Origin of the sequence: Burkholderia crassaminum, from assembly GCF_964265005.1 — a bacterium.
Classification (GTDB): Bacteria; Pseudomonadota; Gammaproteobacteria; order Burkholderiales; family Burkholderiaceae; genus Burkholderia.
In genome coordinates, this window is sequence record NZ_OZ183799.1 from 790,197 (window position 1) to 805,033 (window position 14,837).

The window sequence follows — 14,837 nt, forward strand, 5'->3', positions numbered from 1 at the left end:
GGCGATCAGGATGGTGCCCGTCGGCGTCGATCCGGCCGCGTTTGACGCGTTCGACATGCAGGCGCTGGACGCCGGCACGTTCGACGCGGCGATCGACGGCGCGGGGGATGCGCTCGCGGTGGTGTTCTTCTGGGGCGTCGACTGCTTCAACTGCGAGATCGCGAAGAAGGCGATGCTCGCCCAGCCGGACGCGATTCGCGCGCTGGATCTGAAGTGGTTCCATTGCAACGTTTACGAACACGCCGAGCTGGGGCGCCGCTTCGGCCTTCATGGCGTGCCGACGTGGTTCTTTTTCCACCGCGGCAAGCGTCTCGGCCGGGCGACCGGCTGGCATGGCCTCGTGCAGTTCGGGGCGGCCGTGTCGGCGGCGCGCGCGAAGATCGCGGCGGCGGCCGGTCGTGCGCCGGCGGTGGGCGATCCGCTAGCCGGCGGCGATTGAAAAAATTTAATATCCGCATCGCTCGTCGGGTCTTGAAAACGGACCGGACGGACGCATTTCGGGAACAGCGTTGAATTCTGGCGCGCGAAACTGCCCCAAAACGTGGGGTTTTGCGCAGCAAACAAGCATTTCTGGAGATTAGGAAAAAATGGGAAAGATCATCGGTATTGACCTCGGCACCACGAACTCGTGCGTCGCCATCATGGAAGGCAACCAGGTCAAGGTCATCGAGAACTCGGAAGGCACGCGCACCACGCCGTCGATCATCGCCTACATGGACGACAACGAAGTGCTGGTCGGCGCGCCGGCCAAGCGGCAGTCGGTGACCAACCCGAAGAACACGCTGTTCGCAGTGAAGCGCCTGATCGGCCGCCGCTTCGAAGAGAAGGAAGTCCAGAAGGACATCGGCCTGATGCCGTACAGCATCGTCAAGGCCGACAACGGCGATGCATGGGTCGAAGCGCACGGCGAAAAGCTCGCACCGCCGCAGGTTTCGGCGGAAGTGCTGCGCAAGATGAAGAAGACGGCCGAAGACTACCTCGGCGAGCCGGTCACGGAAGCCGTGATCACGGTGCCGGCGTACTTCAACGACAGCCAGCGTCAGGCGACCAAGGACGCCGGCCGCATCGCGGGCCTCGAAGTCAAGCGGATCATCAACGAGCCGACCGCAGCCGCGCTCGCGTTCGGCCTCGACAAGGTCGAGAAGGGCGACCGCAAGATCGCCGTGTATGACCTCGGCGGCGGCACGTTCGACGTGTCGATCATCGAAATCGCGGACGTCGACGGCGAAATGCAGTTCGAAGTGCTGTCGACCAACGGCGACACGTTCCTCGGCGGCGAGGACTTCGACCAGCGCATCATCGATTACATCATCGGCGAGTTCAAGAAGGAGCAGGGCGTCGACCTGTCGAAGGACGTGCTCGCGCTGCAGCGCCTGAAGGAAGCCGCTGAAAAGGCGAAGATCGAGCTGTCGTCGAGCCAGCAGACCGAAATCAACCTGCCGTACATCACGGCAGACGCGTCGGGCCCGAAGCACTTGAACCTGAAGATCACCCGCGCGAAGCTGGAAGCGCTGGTGGAAGACCTCGTCGAGCGCACGATCGAACCGTGCCGCATCGCGATCAAGGACGCAGGCGTCAAGGTGTCGGACATCGACGACGTGATCCTGGTCGGCGGCCAGACGCGCATGCCGAAGGTGCTGGAAAAGGTGAAGGAGTTCTTCGGCAAGGATCCGCGTCGTGACGTGAACCCGGACGAAGCCGTCGCAGTCGGCGCGGCGATCCAGGGCCAGGTCCTGTCGGGCGACCGCAAGGACGTGCTGCTGCTCGACGTGACCCCGCTGTCGCTCGGTATCGAGACGCTCGGCGGCGTGATGACGAAGATGATCAGCAAGAACACGACGATCCCGACGAAGCACGCGCAGGTGTACTCGACGGCCGACGACAACCAGGGCGCCGTGACGATCAAGGTGTTCCAGGGCGAACGCGAAATGGCGGCCGGCAACAAGCTGCTCGGCGAGTTCAACCTGGAAGGCATCCCGCCCGCACCGCGCGGCGTGCCGCAGATCGAAGTGAGCTTCGACATCGACGCGAACGGCATCCTGCACGTCGGCGCGAAGGACAAGGCGACCGGCAAGGAAAACAGGATCACGATCAAGGCCAACTCGGGTCTGTCCGAGGCTGAAATCGACCAGATGATCAAGGACGCGGAAGCGAACGCAGCGGAAGACCACAAGCTGCGCGAGCTGGCCGATTCGCGCAACCAGGGCGACGCGCTGGTCCACAGCACGAAGAAGGCGCTCACCGAGTACGGCGACAAGCTGGACGCGGGCGAGAAGGAAGCGATCGAAGCGTCGCTGAAGTCGCTCGAGGAAGTGTTGAAGGACACGTCGGCCGACAAGGCTGCGATCGACGCGAAGGTCGAGGAACTCGGCAAGGTGTCGCAGAAGCTCGGCGAAAAGATGTACGCCGACATGCAGGCCCAGCAGGCAGGTGCAGCCGGCGCGGCCGGTGCAGCTGAAGGCGCGGCCCACGCAGGTGGCGCACAGCAGGCTGCCGACGACGTCGTCGACGCCGAGTTCAAGGAAGTGAAGAAGGACTAAGCCGGGTTGCAATGGCACCGCACGCCGCGCGTGGAAACGCGCGCGGCGCGACTGACCAGCGGCTGAAAAGCGGTCTGTCTTTCCTTCCGGATGGCCGGATCGACTCCACGCCTGGCGGGCTTCGCGGCCCTCCGGGCACATTTGTTTTTTGGCGGGTGCTGCGCGAGCCGTCCGCGGACGGTGCAGCGCCAGACGAGTCGAGAGACTTTACTGCAGGCGAAAGGAGCCGCCGCGTGCGCGATGCGTGGCGGCACAGTGAATCGATATGGCGAAACGGGATTACTACGAGGTTCTGGGCGTCGCGAAGAATGCGGGCGACGACGAAATCAAGAAGGCATATCGCAAGCTTGCGATGAAGTATCACCCTGACCGCAATCCGGACAGCAAGGATGCGGAAGAGCATTTCAAGGAGGTGAAGGAAGCCTATGAAATGCTGTCGGATGGCCAGAAGCGGGCAGCGTACGACCAGTACGGCCACGCGGGCGTCGATCCGAACATGGGCGGTGCGGGTGCACAGGGCTTCGGCGGCTTCGCGGATGCGTTCGGCGACATCTTCGGCGACATCTTCGGCCAGGCCGCGGGCGGCGCCGCGCGCGGTGGCCGCGGCGGCCCGCAGGTGTATCGCGGTGCCGACCTGCGCTACAGCATGGAAATCACGCTCGAGCAGGCCGCGCACGGCTACGACACGCAGATCCGCGTGCCGAGCTGGGTGTCGTGCGAGGTCTGCCACGGGTCGGGTGCGAAGCCCGGCACGAAGCCGGAAACCTGCCCGACCTGTCATGGCCAGGGCACGGTGCGCATGTCGCAGGGCTTCTTCAGCATCCAGCAGACCTGCCCGAAGTGCCACGGCACGGGCACCTACATCCCGGAGCCGTGCGTGCATTGCCACGGGTCGGGCAAGGTGAAGGAAACCAAGACGCTCGAAGTGAAGATCCCGGCCGGGATCGACGACGGGATGCGGATCCGCTCGGCCGGCAACGGCGAGCCGGGCATCAACGGCGGGCCGCCGGGCGACCTGTACGTCGAGATCCACATCAAGCCGCACTCGGTGTTCGAGCGCGACGGCGACGATCTCCACTGCCAGATGCCGATCCCGTTCACGACCGCCGCGCTCGGCGGCGAGATCGAGGTGCCGACGCTGGCCGGCCGTGCATCGTTCCCGGTGCCGGAAGGCACGCAGTCGGGCAAGACGTTCCGCCTGCGCGGCAAGGGCATCAAGGGGCTGCGTTCGAGCATTGCGGGCGATCTGTACGTCCACGTGCAGGTCGAGACGCCCGTGAAGCTGACCGACAACCAGCGCGACCTGCTCAAGCAGTTCGAGAAATCGCTGGCCGAGGGCGGCGCGCGTCACAGCCCGCAGAGCAAGAGCTGGTTCGATCGTGTGAAGAGCTTCTTCGAGTAACTCGAGTAACAGCATGACTGAAGGCAACGAGAGCGCGTCGTTCGCGCTCTTGGACGATTGCGACTCGACCGCGTCCGCGCGGTCGAGTCGTTTGTATTCGGGATTCGTGCGCGAACGCGTGTGCACGGATCCGGCGCGGCTCGACGAAATCGATGCAGCGGTCGCACAGGATCTGCGCGACGGGCTGCATGCGGTCGTCGTCGGCGATTACGAATTCGGACGCAACCTGCAACGAGCGCAGCCCGGCCATGCCCCGCTGCGCTTTTTGCTGTATGCGCGCTGCGAGCGCCTGTCGCGCGACGAAGTCGACGCGTGGCTCGCGCAACAGGACGGCGGCGGCACGCCGTCGATCGCGGGCGTCGCGCATGTCGAGAAGAGCGTGTCGCGCGACGCGTTCGACGCGGCGATCGCCGCGGTGCACGACGCGCTGCGCGCGGGCGATTCATATCAGGTCAACTACACGTACCGCCTGAACTTCGACGTGTTCGGTACGCCGCTCGCGCTGTACCGGCGGCTGCGTGCGCGCCAGCCCGTGCGTTACGGCGCGCTGGTCGCATTGCCCGACGGTACGTGGGTCGCGTCGTGTTCGCCCGAGCTGTTCGTCGAGAAGCGCGGCGACGTGCTGCGCGCGCGGCCGATGAAGGGCACGGCGCCACGTTCGGCCGACCCTCGCGACGATGCGGCTGCTGCTGCGTTCCTCGCGAACGATCCGAAGAACCGTGCGGAAAACGTGATGATCGTCGACCTGCTGCGCAACGACGTATCGCGGATCGCACGCACCGGGACGGTCCGCGTGCCGGCGCTGTTCTCCGTCGAGCCATATGCGTCGGTGTGGCAGATGACGTCGACGGTCGAGGCCGGCTGGCGCGAAGGGACGACGTTCGCGCAGATGCTGCGTGCGCTGTTTCCGTGCGGATCGATCACGGGCGCGCCCAAGCACAAGACGATGCAGTTGATCGATGCGATCGAGTCGACGCCGCGCGGACTCTATACGGGCGCGATCGGCTGGCTTGACGCTGCGAAGCAAGGTGCCGATTCCGACGCGCCGGGTGAGCGCCTAGCCGGTTGCGGCGATTTTTGCCTGTCGGTCGCGATCCGTACGCTGACGCTCGACGCTACCGGCGAAGGCGCTGGCCGCGAAGGTGCAGCCGGTGCCACAGCACGCAATCCGGCAACGGCAATCGCCGGCCGGCGCCGCGGCACGATGGGTGTCGGCGCGGGCATCGTGCTCGACAGCGTCGCGGCCGACGAATATGCGGAGTGCGAATTGAAAGCGCGATTCCTGACGGACGCCGATCCCGGCTTCCAGCTGTTCGAAACGACCGCCGCCACACGTGCGGACGGCATCCGGCATCTCGATCGCCATCTCGCGCGGCTGCAGCGTAGCGCGGACGCGCTCGGCTTCCGCGTCGACATCGATGCAATACGTCGCGAGATCGACGCGCGCTGCGCGGCGCTCGACGGCGACGGTGCTTACCGGATGAAGCTCGCGCTCGCGAAGGACGGCACGATCGAGATCGTCGCAGCGCCGCTCAAGCCGCTGCCGGCGGGGCCGGTCGGCGTGCTGCTGGCGTCCGCGCACGGCTTCGCACCGACCCTCGCGAGCGATGCGCTGCTGCTGCACAAGACGACACGCCGCGCCGAATACGATCGCGCGTGGCAGGCGGCGGAGGCGCTTGGGAGTTTCGACATGCTGTTCGTCAACGAGCGCGGCGAGGTGACGGAGGGCGGGCGCTCGAACCTGTTCGTGAAGCTCGACGGCCAGTGGGTGACGCCGCCGCTCGAGTCAGGCGTGCTGCCGGGCGTGATGCGCGGCGTGATGCTCGATGATCGCGCGTTCGGCGCGACGGAGCGGGTCGTGACCCGCGATGATCTCGCGCGCGCGGAGGCGCTGCTGCTGACCAACGCGCTGCGCGGTGCGCTCGACGCGGTATTGAAGTAACCGGCAGATCATCAACCACTGCCGGCAGCGTATGAAAGAAAAAGCGCGACGCCCTGCAAAGGGCGCCGCGCTTTTTTATCGAGGCACCGGCGGAACGCATCGCCGGCCCCGTCACGGATGTCAGAACGAATGCTCGGGGCCGGGGAACGAACCGTCCTTTACCGCACCCACATAGGCTTCGACGGCCGTCTGGATGTTCGGCTGCCCCTGCATGAAATCCTTGACGAAGCGCGGCCGTTTGCCGGGGAACACGCCGAGCATGTCGTGTAGCACGAGCACCTGTCCCGAGCAGTCGACGCCGGCGCCGATGCCGATCGTCGGGATCTTCAGCATGTGCGTGACTTCGGAGGCAACGAGCGTCGGCACCGCTTCGAGCACGACGAGCTGCGCGCCCGCATCCTCGACCGCGCGCGCGTCGCGCAGCAACTGCGCGGCCCCGGCCTCGGTCTTGCCTTGCACCTTGAAGCCACCGAACGCGTGTACCGATTGCGGCGTGAGGCCCACATGCGCGCACACGGGCACCGCGCGCTCGACGAGGAACCGGATCGTCTCGGCGAGCCATTCGCCGCCTTCGAGCTTGACCATCTGCGCACCCGCGCGCATCAGCTTGACGGCACTCGCGAATGCTTCGGCCGGCGTACCGTACGTGCCGAACGGCAGATCGGCGACGACCAGCGCTCGCGGCTGCGCGCGGGCGACGCAGGCGGTGTGATACGCGATGTCGTCGAGCGATACGGGCAGCGTGGTCGTGTGGCCCTGCAGCACGTTGCCGAGCGAATCGCCGATCAGCAGCACGTCGACGCCCGAACGGTCGAGCAATGCGGAAAAGCTCGCGTCGTAGCAGGTGAGCATCGCGATCTTCTCGCCGGCGTCGCGCATTGCCTGCAGCTTGGGCACCGTGACGGCAGGCCGGCTCGATTCCTGGAGATAGGTCATGGGAAATCCGGTTCGAATGGGTGAGGAACGACAGGCGAGGACGCTTTAGCGCGTCGTCTCGCCCTTGACGAAGAATTCCTTGCGGCCGCGCATCGTCTCGATGCGCTCGATCAGCAGGGCGAGATCTTCGGGGGAATCCTGCGGATTCAGGTGTTCCGCGGCAACCGTCAGCACCGGCGTGCGGTCGTAGTGGTAGAAGAATTCGTTGTACGCGTCGACGAGCGAGCGCAGGTACGCATCGCTGATCTGCAGCTCCATCGGCAGTCCGCGCTTCTGGATGCGCGAGAACAGCACTTCGGGGCTCGCCTGCAGGTAGACGACGAGGTCGGGCGACGGCGCCTGCGGCACGTCCACGTGTGTCGCGACCGAGCGGTAGAGCTGCCATTCGTCTTCCGGCAGATTCAGTCGCGCGAAAATGTCGTTCTTCTGCGGCATGAAATCGGCGATGACCGGGCGGCCCGTTTCGAGCGCACCGATCAGCTCGCGTGCCTGCTGCGCGCGCTGCAGCGCGAACGACAGCTGCACGGGCAGCGCGTAGCGCGCCGTATCGCGATAGAAGCGTTCGAGGAACGGGTTGTCCTGCGGGCGCTCGAGCAGCGTCTGCATCGACCAGCGCTCGGCGAGCAGGCGCGCGAGCGTCGTCTTGCCGACGCCGATCGGGCCTTCGATCACGAGATAGCGGTACGGGGCGCGCAGGTCGGGCGCAGTGACGGTGAGGGGAGTCGGGGTCATCGGCAGCGGTTCTTGTCGGCGTCTTCGCTGGCAGCGAGCGCCTTCTGCATCAGGCACTGGCAGGTCTGCACCTTCTCGACACGCTGGTTGGCGACGGCGGCGAGGAAGGCATCGGCACGGCCGCGTGCGGGAATGTCGAGTGCCGGGTCGATTTCGACGAGCGGCACAAGTGCGAACGCACGGTCGGTGAGGCGAGGGTGCGGGACGATCAGGTCGGGTTCGTCGATCGAGTCGGCGCCGAACAGCAGGATGTCGAGATCGAGCGTGCGCGGCGCGTTGCGATACGGGCGCTCACGGCCGAAGTGATGTTCGATCTTCTGGCAGAGGGCGAGCAGCTCACGGGCCGACAGCGTCGTGTCGAGCTTGACGACGCAGTTGTAGTAGTCGTCGCCGCCCGCTTCGAAGGGCGCCGTGCGATACAGGCTCGATTTGCCGAGGATCGAGATGGTGCGCTGCTGCGCGAGGCACACCACCGCGTCCTTCAGGGTCTGGCGCGCATCGCCGAGATTCGCCCCCAGTCCGATATATGCAACCGTCATGGCATCACTTCCTACGTCGTTCGCCGGCGAGCGCGTCAGTCGTCGGACCCGCCCGAGGTATCCGGTGCCTGCTCGGCGGCACCTTCACCCGGATTGCGGTTTCGCGCACCGCCGCGGCGGCGCCGCTTGCGGGGCGATTTTTCCTTCGAGCCGCCCTGCGTGAGCAATGCCTCGCGAGCGGCCGCGTCGCCTTCGATGAAATCCGTCCACCACTGTCCGACTTCGGCATCGAGCTCGCCGGATTCGCAGCGTAACAGGAGGAAATCATACCCCGCTCTAAACCTTTGGTGTTCCAGCAGCCGCATCGCGCTGCGGCCCGAGCGTTTCTCGAGGCGCAGCTGCAGGCCCCAGATTTCGCGCATGTCGGCCGAATAACGCTTGTGGATCGCGAGTTTCTCGGTCTGCATGTCGAGCACGTCGTCCATCGCGCGATGGAGCGCCGGCACCGGGATTTCGCCTTCGGCCGTGTATTGCTCGAAGCGCTGGCGCATGTCGTGCCACAGGAGTGTCGCGAACAGGAAGCCCGGGGAAACCGGCTTGCCGGCCCGCACGCGCGCGTCGGTGTTGTTCAGCGCGAGCGTGATGAACTTCTCGCCCTGCGGCTGTTCGAGCACGACGTCGAGGAGCGGCAGCAGCCCGTGGTGCAGGCCTTCCTTGCGCAACCGCGTCAGACACGCGAGTGCGTGGCCCGACAGCAGCAGCTTCAGCATTTCGTCGAACAGGCGCGCGGCCGGCACGTTGTTGATCAGGTCGGCGAGCGCGTTGATCGGTTCGCGCGTGTGCGGCTCGATCTCGAAGCCGAGCTTCGCCGCGAAACGCACGACGCGCAGCATCCGCACCGGATCCTCGCGGAAGCGCGTGGCCGGATCGCCGATCATCCGCAACAGGCGGGCGCGCATGTCGGCCATCCCGTCGTGGTAGTCGAGCACCGTCTGCGTCGACGGGTCGTAGTACATCGCGTTGATCGTGAAGTCGCGGCGTGCGGCGTCTTCGTGCTGCTCGCCCCACACGTTGTCGCGCAGCACGCGGCCGCTCGCGTCGACCGCGTGGGTGCGGCGATCGAGTTCGTCGCGCTTCAGGCGCTTCGGCGGCTCGGCAGCGGCCGCCTCGGGCGGCGCATCGACCAGCGCGCGGAACGTCGACACCTCGATCAGTTCCTGGCCGAACTGCACGTGGACGATCTGGAAGCGACGGCCGATCAGCCGCGCGCGGCGGAACAGGCGCTGCACCTCGGTCGGTGTCGCATCGGTCGCGACGTCGAAGTCCTTCGGCGCGATGCCGAGCAGCAGGTCGCGTACCGCGCCGCCGACGATGAAGGCACGGAAGCCCGCCTGCTGCAGCGTGTCGGTCACGCGCACGGCATTCTTCGAGATCAGCGCCGGGTTGATGCCGTGCACGCTGGCCGGCACAACGGTCGGCTCATGGTTGCTGCGTGGTTTCTTCGCGCTGCCGCGGGCGCCCTTCGGGGCACGCGGGGTAGCAGGGGCCGCTTCGTCGGCCGGGGCCGCTGCGGGAGATGTTTGCTCGGTTTCGTCCTGGCCGAGCAGCTTGCGGATGAATTTTTTGATCACGACGTTCAGGAGAGCTCGAGGATGCGCCAGCCGCGGTTGCTTGCATGCGCACGCAGCGTGTCGTCAGGGTTGGTCGCGATCGGGTCGGTGACTTTCTCGAGCAACGGGATGTCGTTGTGCGAGTCGCTGTAGAAGTAGGTGTGCGTGAAGTCGCTCCATTGCTTGCCGAGCGACGCGAGCCACGCTTCGGTCCGCACGATCTTGCCTTCGCGATAGCTCGGCGTGCCGGTCGGCCGGCCCGTGTACGGCGAATCGGGATGCCCGTCGGTCGTTTCGACCTCGCAGGCGATCAGCGTGTCGACGCCGAACGCGGTTGCGATCGGGCGCGTGATGAATTCGTTGGTCGCCGTCACGACGCAGCACAGGTCGCCCGCATCGAGGTGCTTGCGCACGAGCTCGAGCGCGGCGGGCGTCATTGCGGGCCGGATCACCTCGTGCATGTACTGCTCGTGCCATTGCGCGAGCTGCGCGCGCGAATACTTCGCGAGCGGCGTGAGCATCGCCGTGAGGTACGCGTGGATGTCGAGCTTGCCGGCCTTGTAGTCGGCGAAGAACTGATCGTTCTGACGCGAGAAGCTTTCTGCGTCGACGATGCCGAGCTTCACCATGAAGCGGCCCCATTCGTGGTCGCTATCGGTCGTGATCAGCGTGTGATCGAGGTCAAAGAGTGCCAGATTAGTCATGGAAGCGCATTTTACTCGAAGCGGTTCGGGCCGGTGCCCGGAGGTGTGATGTCGTCGCCGGGACGCGCCAGCATGCGACGCAGCAACGGCAGCGTGACGGCGCGTTTTTGCTCGAGCGAGAAGCGGTCGAGCGCGTCGAGCAGCGCCATCAGGCTCGGCATGTCGCGGCGGAAATGGGTCAGCAGGTAGGCGGCGATGTCGTCGGTGAGCGCGATCCCGCGCTCCTTCGCCGCGAGCTTGAGCACGGCGATCTTGCCGGCATCGGACGGCGGCGACAGGTGGAACACGAGCCCCCAGCCGAGGCGCGTGCGGAGATCCTCGCGCACGTCGAGTGCGAGCGGCGCCGCGGGGCCCGCCGCGACGAATGCGCTCGACGGGTGCGCGCGCACTTCGTTGAACAGGTTGAACAGCGCGACCTGCTGCGGGTCGCTCATCCGGTCGCAGTCGTCGATCGCGTAGATGCCGATACGTGGGTCGAACGTGAACGCGCCGAGCGGGCTTTGCGGTGTGAGATAACGCGCATAGCCGTACGACGCATCGCTCACGAGCGCCTGCAGCAGATGGGTGCGGCCGCTGCCGGGCTCGCCCCAGATGTAGAACGACCGGTCCGGCACGGGGCCCGCCGCGAGCGCGAGGTCGAGCTTCTGCAGGCGCGAGATGAGCTCGTCGTTCTCCTCGTTCATGATGAAGTTGTCGAACGTGGCGGGCGGCGGCGTGCCGAGATCGAGCGTCAGTTGACGGGACACAACAGTCACAATGCGGGTCGGTTGAAAATACGCGCGCCGTACGCCGGGCACGCGCCGGGAGCTGCGCCTTCGTGGGCTTCACGCGCGACCGCACGCACGGCGCCACGCCGGTTTCGGCGCGGTTCGCTCGGCGATGAAAACGGGGACGTGTTGACCAAGATGCAATCCCTGACGATTCGGTGCTGGGAATTCCGGCCAACGGGCCGGCTTCGGGTAAAATCGCATTTTACCGACCTTCTCGCATTCCCCCATGAATCCTCCGAAATCCGCTCCTGACGCTCAGGGTCTGTCCTATCGCGACGCAGGCGTCGACATCGACGCGGGCGACGCGCTCATCGACAAGATCAAGCCTTTTGCGAAGAAAACCCTGCGCGACGGCGTGCTCGGCGGCATCGGCGGGTTCGGCGCGCTGTTCGAAGTGCCGAAGAAGTACAACGAGCCCGTGCTCGTGTCGGGCACCGACGGCGTGGGCACCAAGCTCAAGCTGGCGTTTCATCTGAACAAACACGACACGGTCGGCCAGGATCTCGTCGCGATGAGCGTGAACGACATCCTCGTGCAGGGCGCCGAGCCGCTGTTCTTCCTCGACTACTTCGCGTGCGGCAAGCTCGACGTCGATACCGCCGCAACGGTCGTCAAGGGCATCGCGCAGGGCTGCGAGCTGTCGGGCTGCGCGCTGATCGGCGGTGAAACGGCCGAAATGCCGGGCATGTACCCGGACGGCGAATACGACCTGGCCGGCTTCGCGGTCGGCGCGGTCGAGAAGAGCAAGATCATCGACGGCAGCACGATCGCCGAAGGCGACGTGGTGCTGGGCCTCGCATCGAGCGGCATTCACTCGAACGGCTTCTCGCTCGTGCGCAAGATCATCGAGCGCGCGAACCCCGACCTTTCCGCCGATTTCCATGGCCGCTCACTCGCCGACGCGCTGATGGCACCCACGCGCATCTACGTGAAGCCGCTGCTCGCGCTGATGCAGAAGCTGTCGGTGAAGGGCATGGCGCACATCACGGGCGGCGGTCTCGTCGAGAACATTCCGCGCGTGCTGCGCGAAGGCCTCACCGCCGAGCTCGACCAGAACGCGTGGCCGCTGCCGCCGCTGTTCAAGTGGCTGCAGGAGCACGGCGGCGTCGCCGATGCGGAAATGCACCGCGTGTTCAACTGCGGCATCGGCATGGCCGTGATCGTTTCGGCGGCCGATGCCGACACAGCGATCGCCGACCTGACCGCCGCCGGCGAACAGGTGTGGAAGATCGGCACCGTGCGTGCGACCCGCGAAGGCGAGGCGCAGACCGTCGTGGTCTGACGCACTGCCGCAGCAGATGCAGCAAGGAAAGCCGCCCGGAGTCGATCCGGGCGGCTTTTTTTCGGGCGCCGCGTGGCGTACGGACGCGCGCCGATGAAGGAGGGACGACGATGACCGAAGACGAACATGCGATCCGCACGCTCGTGGACAACTGGTTCGTGTCGAGCCGCCGCGGCGACCTGGCGACCGTGCTCGACCTGATCGCCGACGACGCGATCTTCATGGTGGCGGGCAAGCCTCCGTTCGACAAGGCGGCGTTTGCGGCCGCGTCGCGTGACGCGAATGCCGGGGGCGGGCCCGCGCCGACGATCGACGGCCGCTACCGGATCGACGAACTGCGCGTGTTGGGCGACTGGGCGTACATGCGCAATTTCCTCGAAATCGAAGCGACGCCGCCGGGCGGCGACACGATCCGTCGTTCGGGCCATACGCTGACGATCTTCCGCAAGACCGACGGCCGCTGGCAGCTCGTGCGCGACGCCAATCTCGTGACGCTCGTGCACTGAGCGCGGTGGCGCGGGCGCCGTCGCCCCCGCCCGCAGATGCTCATGCGGACTGCCGCGGCGCGCTAGCCGGACGCGCGCCGGCCAGCAACGGTGGCACGAGCAGGTAGAGCAGGGCAGCCACGGCCCACACGAGCCCCGGCCACGTCGCGCGCGTCGCCGCATAGGTTGTGGTGACGACCAGTGGCCCCGCGACGCCGATCAGGCTCGCCACGCTCGCGAGCGCGCCTTGCAGTTCACCCTGGCGCGCATCGTCGACCTGCCGCGCGAGCATCGCCTGCAGTGCCGGCAGCGTCATGCCGCCCGCTGCGAACAGCGGCAGCAGCGCGAACGGCACCCACGCGGCGGTCGCGAACGCAATCGCCGCGAGCCCGAGCGCATCGCCCGCGAGGCCCAGTGCGAGCGCGCGGCGCTCGCCGAGCCGTGCGATCAGCGGCCCGATCGCGAATGCCTGCGCGAGGGCGTGACACGCGCCGTAGCCCGCCAGCGACAGCCCCGCGATCGGTGTCGACCACCCGAAATGTTCCTGGCCGTACAGGATCCACAGCGTGGCGGGCGCCTGCGACACCAGCGCCACGATCACGTAAATACCGATCAGCGGCACGAGCGCCGGTGAGCCGCTCAGTCGGCGCAGGCTGGCGAACGGGTTGAGCGCGCCGACCGTATGGCCTTCGCGGGCCGAACGCGGCCGCGACTCCGGCAGTGCGCGCCAGACGAGCACGAGATTGAGCGCGTTGAGCACGGCGGCCGCAACGAACGGCGCGCGCACATGCAGCGCGCCGAGCAGGCCGCCGATCAACGGGCCCGCGATGAAGCCGATGCCCATCATCGCGCCGAGCTGGCCGAAGCGTCGTGCGCGGTCGGGTTCGGCCGTGACGTCGGTGACGTACGCAGTCGCGACCGCGACGTTCGCGCCGGTGATGCCCGCGATCAGCCGCCCGACGTAGAGCCAGGCGAGCGTCGGCGCGAGTGCCATCAGCAGGTAGTCGAGCGCGGCGCCCGCGAGCGACACGAGCAGTACGGGCCGGCGGCCGAAGCGGTCGCTCAGCGCGCCGAGCAGCGGTGCGCACAGGAACTGCGCGAACGCGTACAGCGCGAGCAGTATCCCGTAGTGGGTGTCGGTGCTGTTCGCGCTGGCGAGCGAGCGCAGGAGCCCGGGCAGGATCGGCATCACGATCCCGACGCCGATCGCGTCGAGCAGGACCGTGGCCAGGATGGCAATCAGGGACGGATTCAAGAGGGTAACTCTATCGGTGATAGAGTGGTGATTATTCCACAGCTCTCCCTATCGGTGATAGAGATGAAGGACACAGGGGCGCGGCTGACGCGCGACACGGTACTGCGCGCGGCGCTCGAACTGCTCGATGAAGTCGGCATCGACGGGTTGTCGACGCGGCGGCTTGCCGAGCGGCTCGGCGTGCAGTCGCCGACGCTTTACTGGCATTTCCGGAACAAGGCCGAACTGCTCGACGCAATGGCCGAGGCGATCATGCTCGAGCGCCACGATGCGTCGCTGCCGCGGCCGGGTGAGGCGTGGGATGCGTGGCTTTTCGACAACGCGCGCAGTTTCCGTCGCGCACTGCTGGCCTATCGCGACGGCGCGCGCCTGCATGCCGGTACGCGGCCGCGCACGCTGCATTTCAGCTCGATCGAGCGCAAGGTCGCGTTGCTCGGCGACGCGGGTTTCGCGCCGGACGAGGCGGTCGACGTGATGTATGCACTTGGCCGCTTCGTGGTGGGATGGGTGCTGGAGGAGCAGGCGGAACCCGACGGCGAGGCCGATGCGTCGCTGCCGGACGCGGCCGAGTATCCGCTGCTCGCGAAGGGCTGGGCCGCGCTGCGCGCGCGCGGCGGCGACGAAGCGTTCGAGCGCGGCGTCGCGTTGATCGTCGACGGCGCCCGCGCGCACCTGGCAGCGCGCGAGCGCGGCTGACGCG

14 protein-coding genes are annotated in these 14,837 nt (G+C 66.8%); 7 read left to right on the forward strand and 7 right to left on the reverse strand.

The window, feature by feature from the left end; genetic code table 11:
- Window positions 1-10: 10 nt before the first annotated feature.
- From ACPTTF_RS03620 to ACPTTF_RS03635, 4 genes are all read left to right on the forward strand, one after another.
- Window positions 11-439, forward strand: a complete 429-nt coding sequence (locus ACPTTF_RS03620; protein WP_423370283.1) for a thioredoxin family protein — start codon at window positions 11-13, stop codon at window positions 437-439.
- Between the two features lie 148 nt (window positions 440-587).
- Window positions 588-2,540, forward strand: a complete 1,953-nt coding sequence (dnaK, locus tag ACPTTF_RS03625; RefSeq protein ID WP_166956858.1) for a molecular chaperone DnaK — start codon at window positions 588-590, stop codon at window positions 2,538-2,540.
- A 265-nt stretch (window positions 2,541-2,805) separates the two neighbouring features.
- Window positions 2,806-3,942: a molecular chaperone DnaJ gene (gene dnaJ, locus ACPTTF_RS03630; protein ID WP_166956860.1), complete on the forward strand. Its 1,137-nt coding sequence runs from the start codon at window positions 2,806-2,808 to the stop codon at window positions 3,940-3,942.
- A gap of 13 nt (window positions 3,943-3,955) precedes the next feature.
- Complete coding sequence (locus ACPTTF_RS03635; protein WP_423370284.1) at window positions 3,956-5,884, forward strand: chorismate-binding protein; 1,929 nt, start codon at window positions 3,956-3,958, stop codon at window positions 5,882-5,884.
- A gap of 120 nt (window positions 5,885-6,004) precedes the next feature.
- Here the strand turns inward: ACPTTF_RS03635 and panB are convergent, their stop codons facing one another.
- From panB to hda, 6 genes are read right to left on the reverse strand one after another with little or no spacing between them, the layout of a single operon-like run.
- On the reverse strand, window positions 6,005-6,820 hold the full coding sequence (gene panB / locus ACPTTF_RS03640) for a 3-methyl-2-oxobutanoate hydroxymethyltransferase (RefSeq protein WP_423370285.1): 816 nt from the start codon (window positions 6,818-6,820) through the stop codon (window positions 6,005-6,007).
- Between the two features lie 45 nt (window positions 6,821-6,865).
- Window positions 6,866-7,552 (reverse strand): deoxynucleoside kinase, encoded by a 687-nt coding sequence (locus tag ACPTTF_RS03645; RefSeq protein ID WP_423370286.1) that lies wholly within the window; start codon window positions 7,550-7,552, stop codon window positions 6,866-6,868.
- A complete protein-coding gene (gene folK, locus ACPTTF_RS03650) occupies window positions 7,549-8,091 on the reverse strand; it encodes a 2-amino-4-hydroxy-6-hydroxymethyldihydropteridine diphosphokinase (protein WP_166956868.1) in 543 nt (180 codons plus the stop codon). Before folK ends, ACPTTF_RS03645 begins: the two co-directional genes overlap by 4 nt.
- A gap of 35 nt (window positions 8,092-8,126) precedes the next feature.
- Window positions 8,127-9,662: a polynucleotide adenylyltransferase PcnB gene (gene pcnB, locus ACPTTF_RS03655; RefSeq protein WP_423370287.1), complete on the reverse strand. Its 1,536-nt coding sequence runs from the start codon at window positions 9,660-9,662 to the stop codon at window positions 8,127-8,129.
- Between the two features lie 5 nt (window positions 9,663-9,667).
- Window positions 9,668-10,345 carry an HAD family hydrolase gene (locus tag ACPTTF_RS03660; protein ID WP_166956872.1) on the reverse strand — a complete coding sequence of 226 codons (678 nt, stop codon included), beginning with the start codon at window positions 10,343-10,345 and terminating at the stop codon, window positions 9,668-9,670.
- Window positions 10,346-10,356: 11 nt separating this feature from the next.
- Window positions 10,357-11,091: a DnaA regulatory inactivator Hda gene (gene hda, locus ACPTTF_RS03665; RefSeq protein WP_347814756.1), complete on the reverse strand. Its 735-nt coding sequence runs from the start codon at window positions 11,089-11,091 to the stop codon at window positions 10,357-10,359.
- Between the two features lie 250 nt (window positions 11,092-11,341).
- Here hda and purM point away from each other — a divergent pair, with 250 nt between their 5' ends.
- Entirely contained in the window at window positions 11,342-12,397 is a 1,056-nt protein-coding gene (gene purM, locus ACPTTF_RS03670) for a phosphoribosylformylglycinamidine cyclo-ligase (RefSeq protein ID WP_423370288.1), read from the forward strand.
- 110 nt (window positions 12,398-12,507) lie between these two features.
- The gene (locus tag ACPTTF_RS03675; RefSeq protein WP_423370289.1) at window positions 12,508-12,903 is read left to right on the forward strand and encodes a YybH family protein; all 396 of its coding nucleotides are present in this window, start codon (window positions 12,508-12,510) and stop codon (window positions 12,901-12,903) included.
- 40 nt (window positions 12,904-12,943) lie between these two features.
- Here the strand turns inward: ACPTTF_RS03675 and tet are convergent, their stop codons facing one another.
- Window positions 12,944-14,137 carry a Tet(A)/Tet(B)/Tet(C) family tetracycline efflux MFS transporter gene (tet, locus tag ACPTTF_RS03680; RefSeq protein WP_423370290.1) on the reverse strand — a complete coding sequence of 398 codons (1,194 nt, stop codon included), beginning with the start codon at window positions 14,135-14,137 and terminating at the stop codon, window positions 12,944-12,946.
- Between the two features lie 63 nt (window positions 14,138-14,200).
- Here tet and tetR point away from each other — a divergent pair, with 63 nt between their 5' ends.
- On the forward strand, window positions 14,201-14,833 hold the full coding sequence (gene tetR / locus ACPTTF_RS03685; protein ID WP_423370291.1) for a tetracycline resistance transcriptional repressor TetR: 633 nt from the start codon (window positions 14,201-14,203) through the stop codon (window positions 14,831-14,833).
- Window positions 14,834-14,837 lie beyond the last annotated feature (4 nt).

Excerpts from the sequence above, each read along its gene's own strand:
- ACPTTF_RS03635 (WP_423370284.1), top strand. The coding sequence starts at position 3,956 with ATGACTGAAGGCAACGAGAGCGCGTCGTTCGCGCTCTTGGACGATTGC.
- panB (WP_423370285.1), bottom strand. The coding sequence starts at position 6,820 with ATGACCTATCTCCAGGAATCGAGCCGGCCTGCCGTCACGGTGCCCAAG.
- ACPTTF_RS03660 (WP_166956872.1), bottom strand. The coding sequence starts at position 10,345 with ATGACTAATCTGGCACTCTTTGACCTCGATCACACGCTGATCACGACC.
- dnaJ (WP_166956860.1), top strand. The coding sequence starts at position 2,806 with ATGGCGAAACGGGATTACTACGAGGTTCTGGGCGTCGCGAAGAATGCG.
- tetR (WP_423370291.1), top strand. The coding sequence starts at position 14,201 with ATGAAGGACACAGGGGCGCGGCTGACGCGCGACACGGTACTGCGCGCG.
- ACPTTF_RS03645 (WP_423370286.1), bottom strand. The coding sequence starts at position 7,552 with ATGACCCCGACTCCCCTCACCGTCACTGCGCCCGACCTGCGCGCCCCG.
- ACPTTF_RS03620 (WP_423370283.1), top strand. The coding sequence starts at position 11 with ATGGTGCCCGTCGGCGTCGATCCGGCCGCGTTTGACGCGTTCGACATG.
- folK (WP_166956868.1), bottom strand. The coding sequence starts at position 8,091 with ATGACGGTTGCATATATCGGACTGGGGGCGAATCTCGGCGATGCGCGC.
- ACPTTF_RS03675 (WP_423370289.1), top strand. The coding sequence starts at position 12,508 with ATGACCGAAGACGAACATGCGATCCGCACGCTCGTGGACAACTGGTTC.
- dnaK (WP_166956858.1), top strand. The coding sequence starts at position 588 with ATGGGAAAGATCATCGGTATTGACCTCGGCACCACGAACTCGTGCGTC.
- purM (WP_423370288.1), top strand. The coding sequence starts at position 11,342 with ATGAATCCTCCGAAATCCGCTCCTGACGCTCAGGGTCTGTCCTATCGC.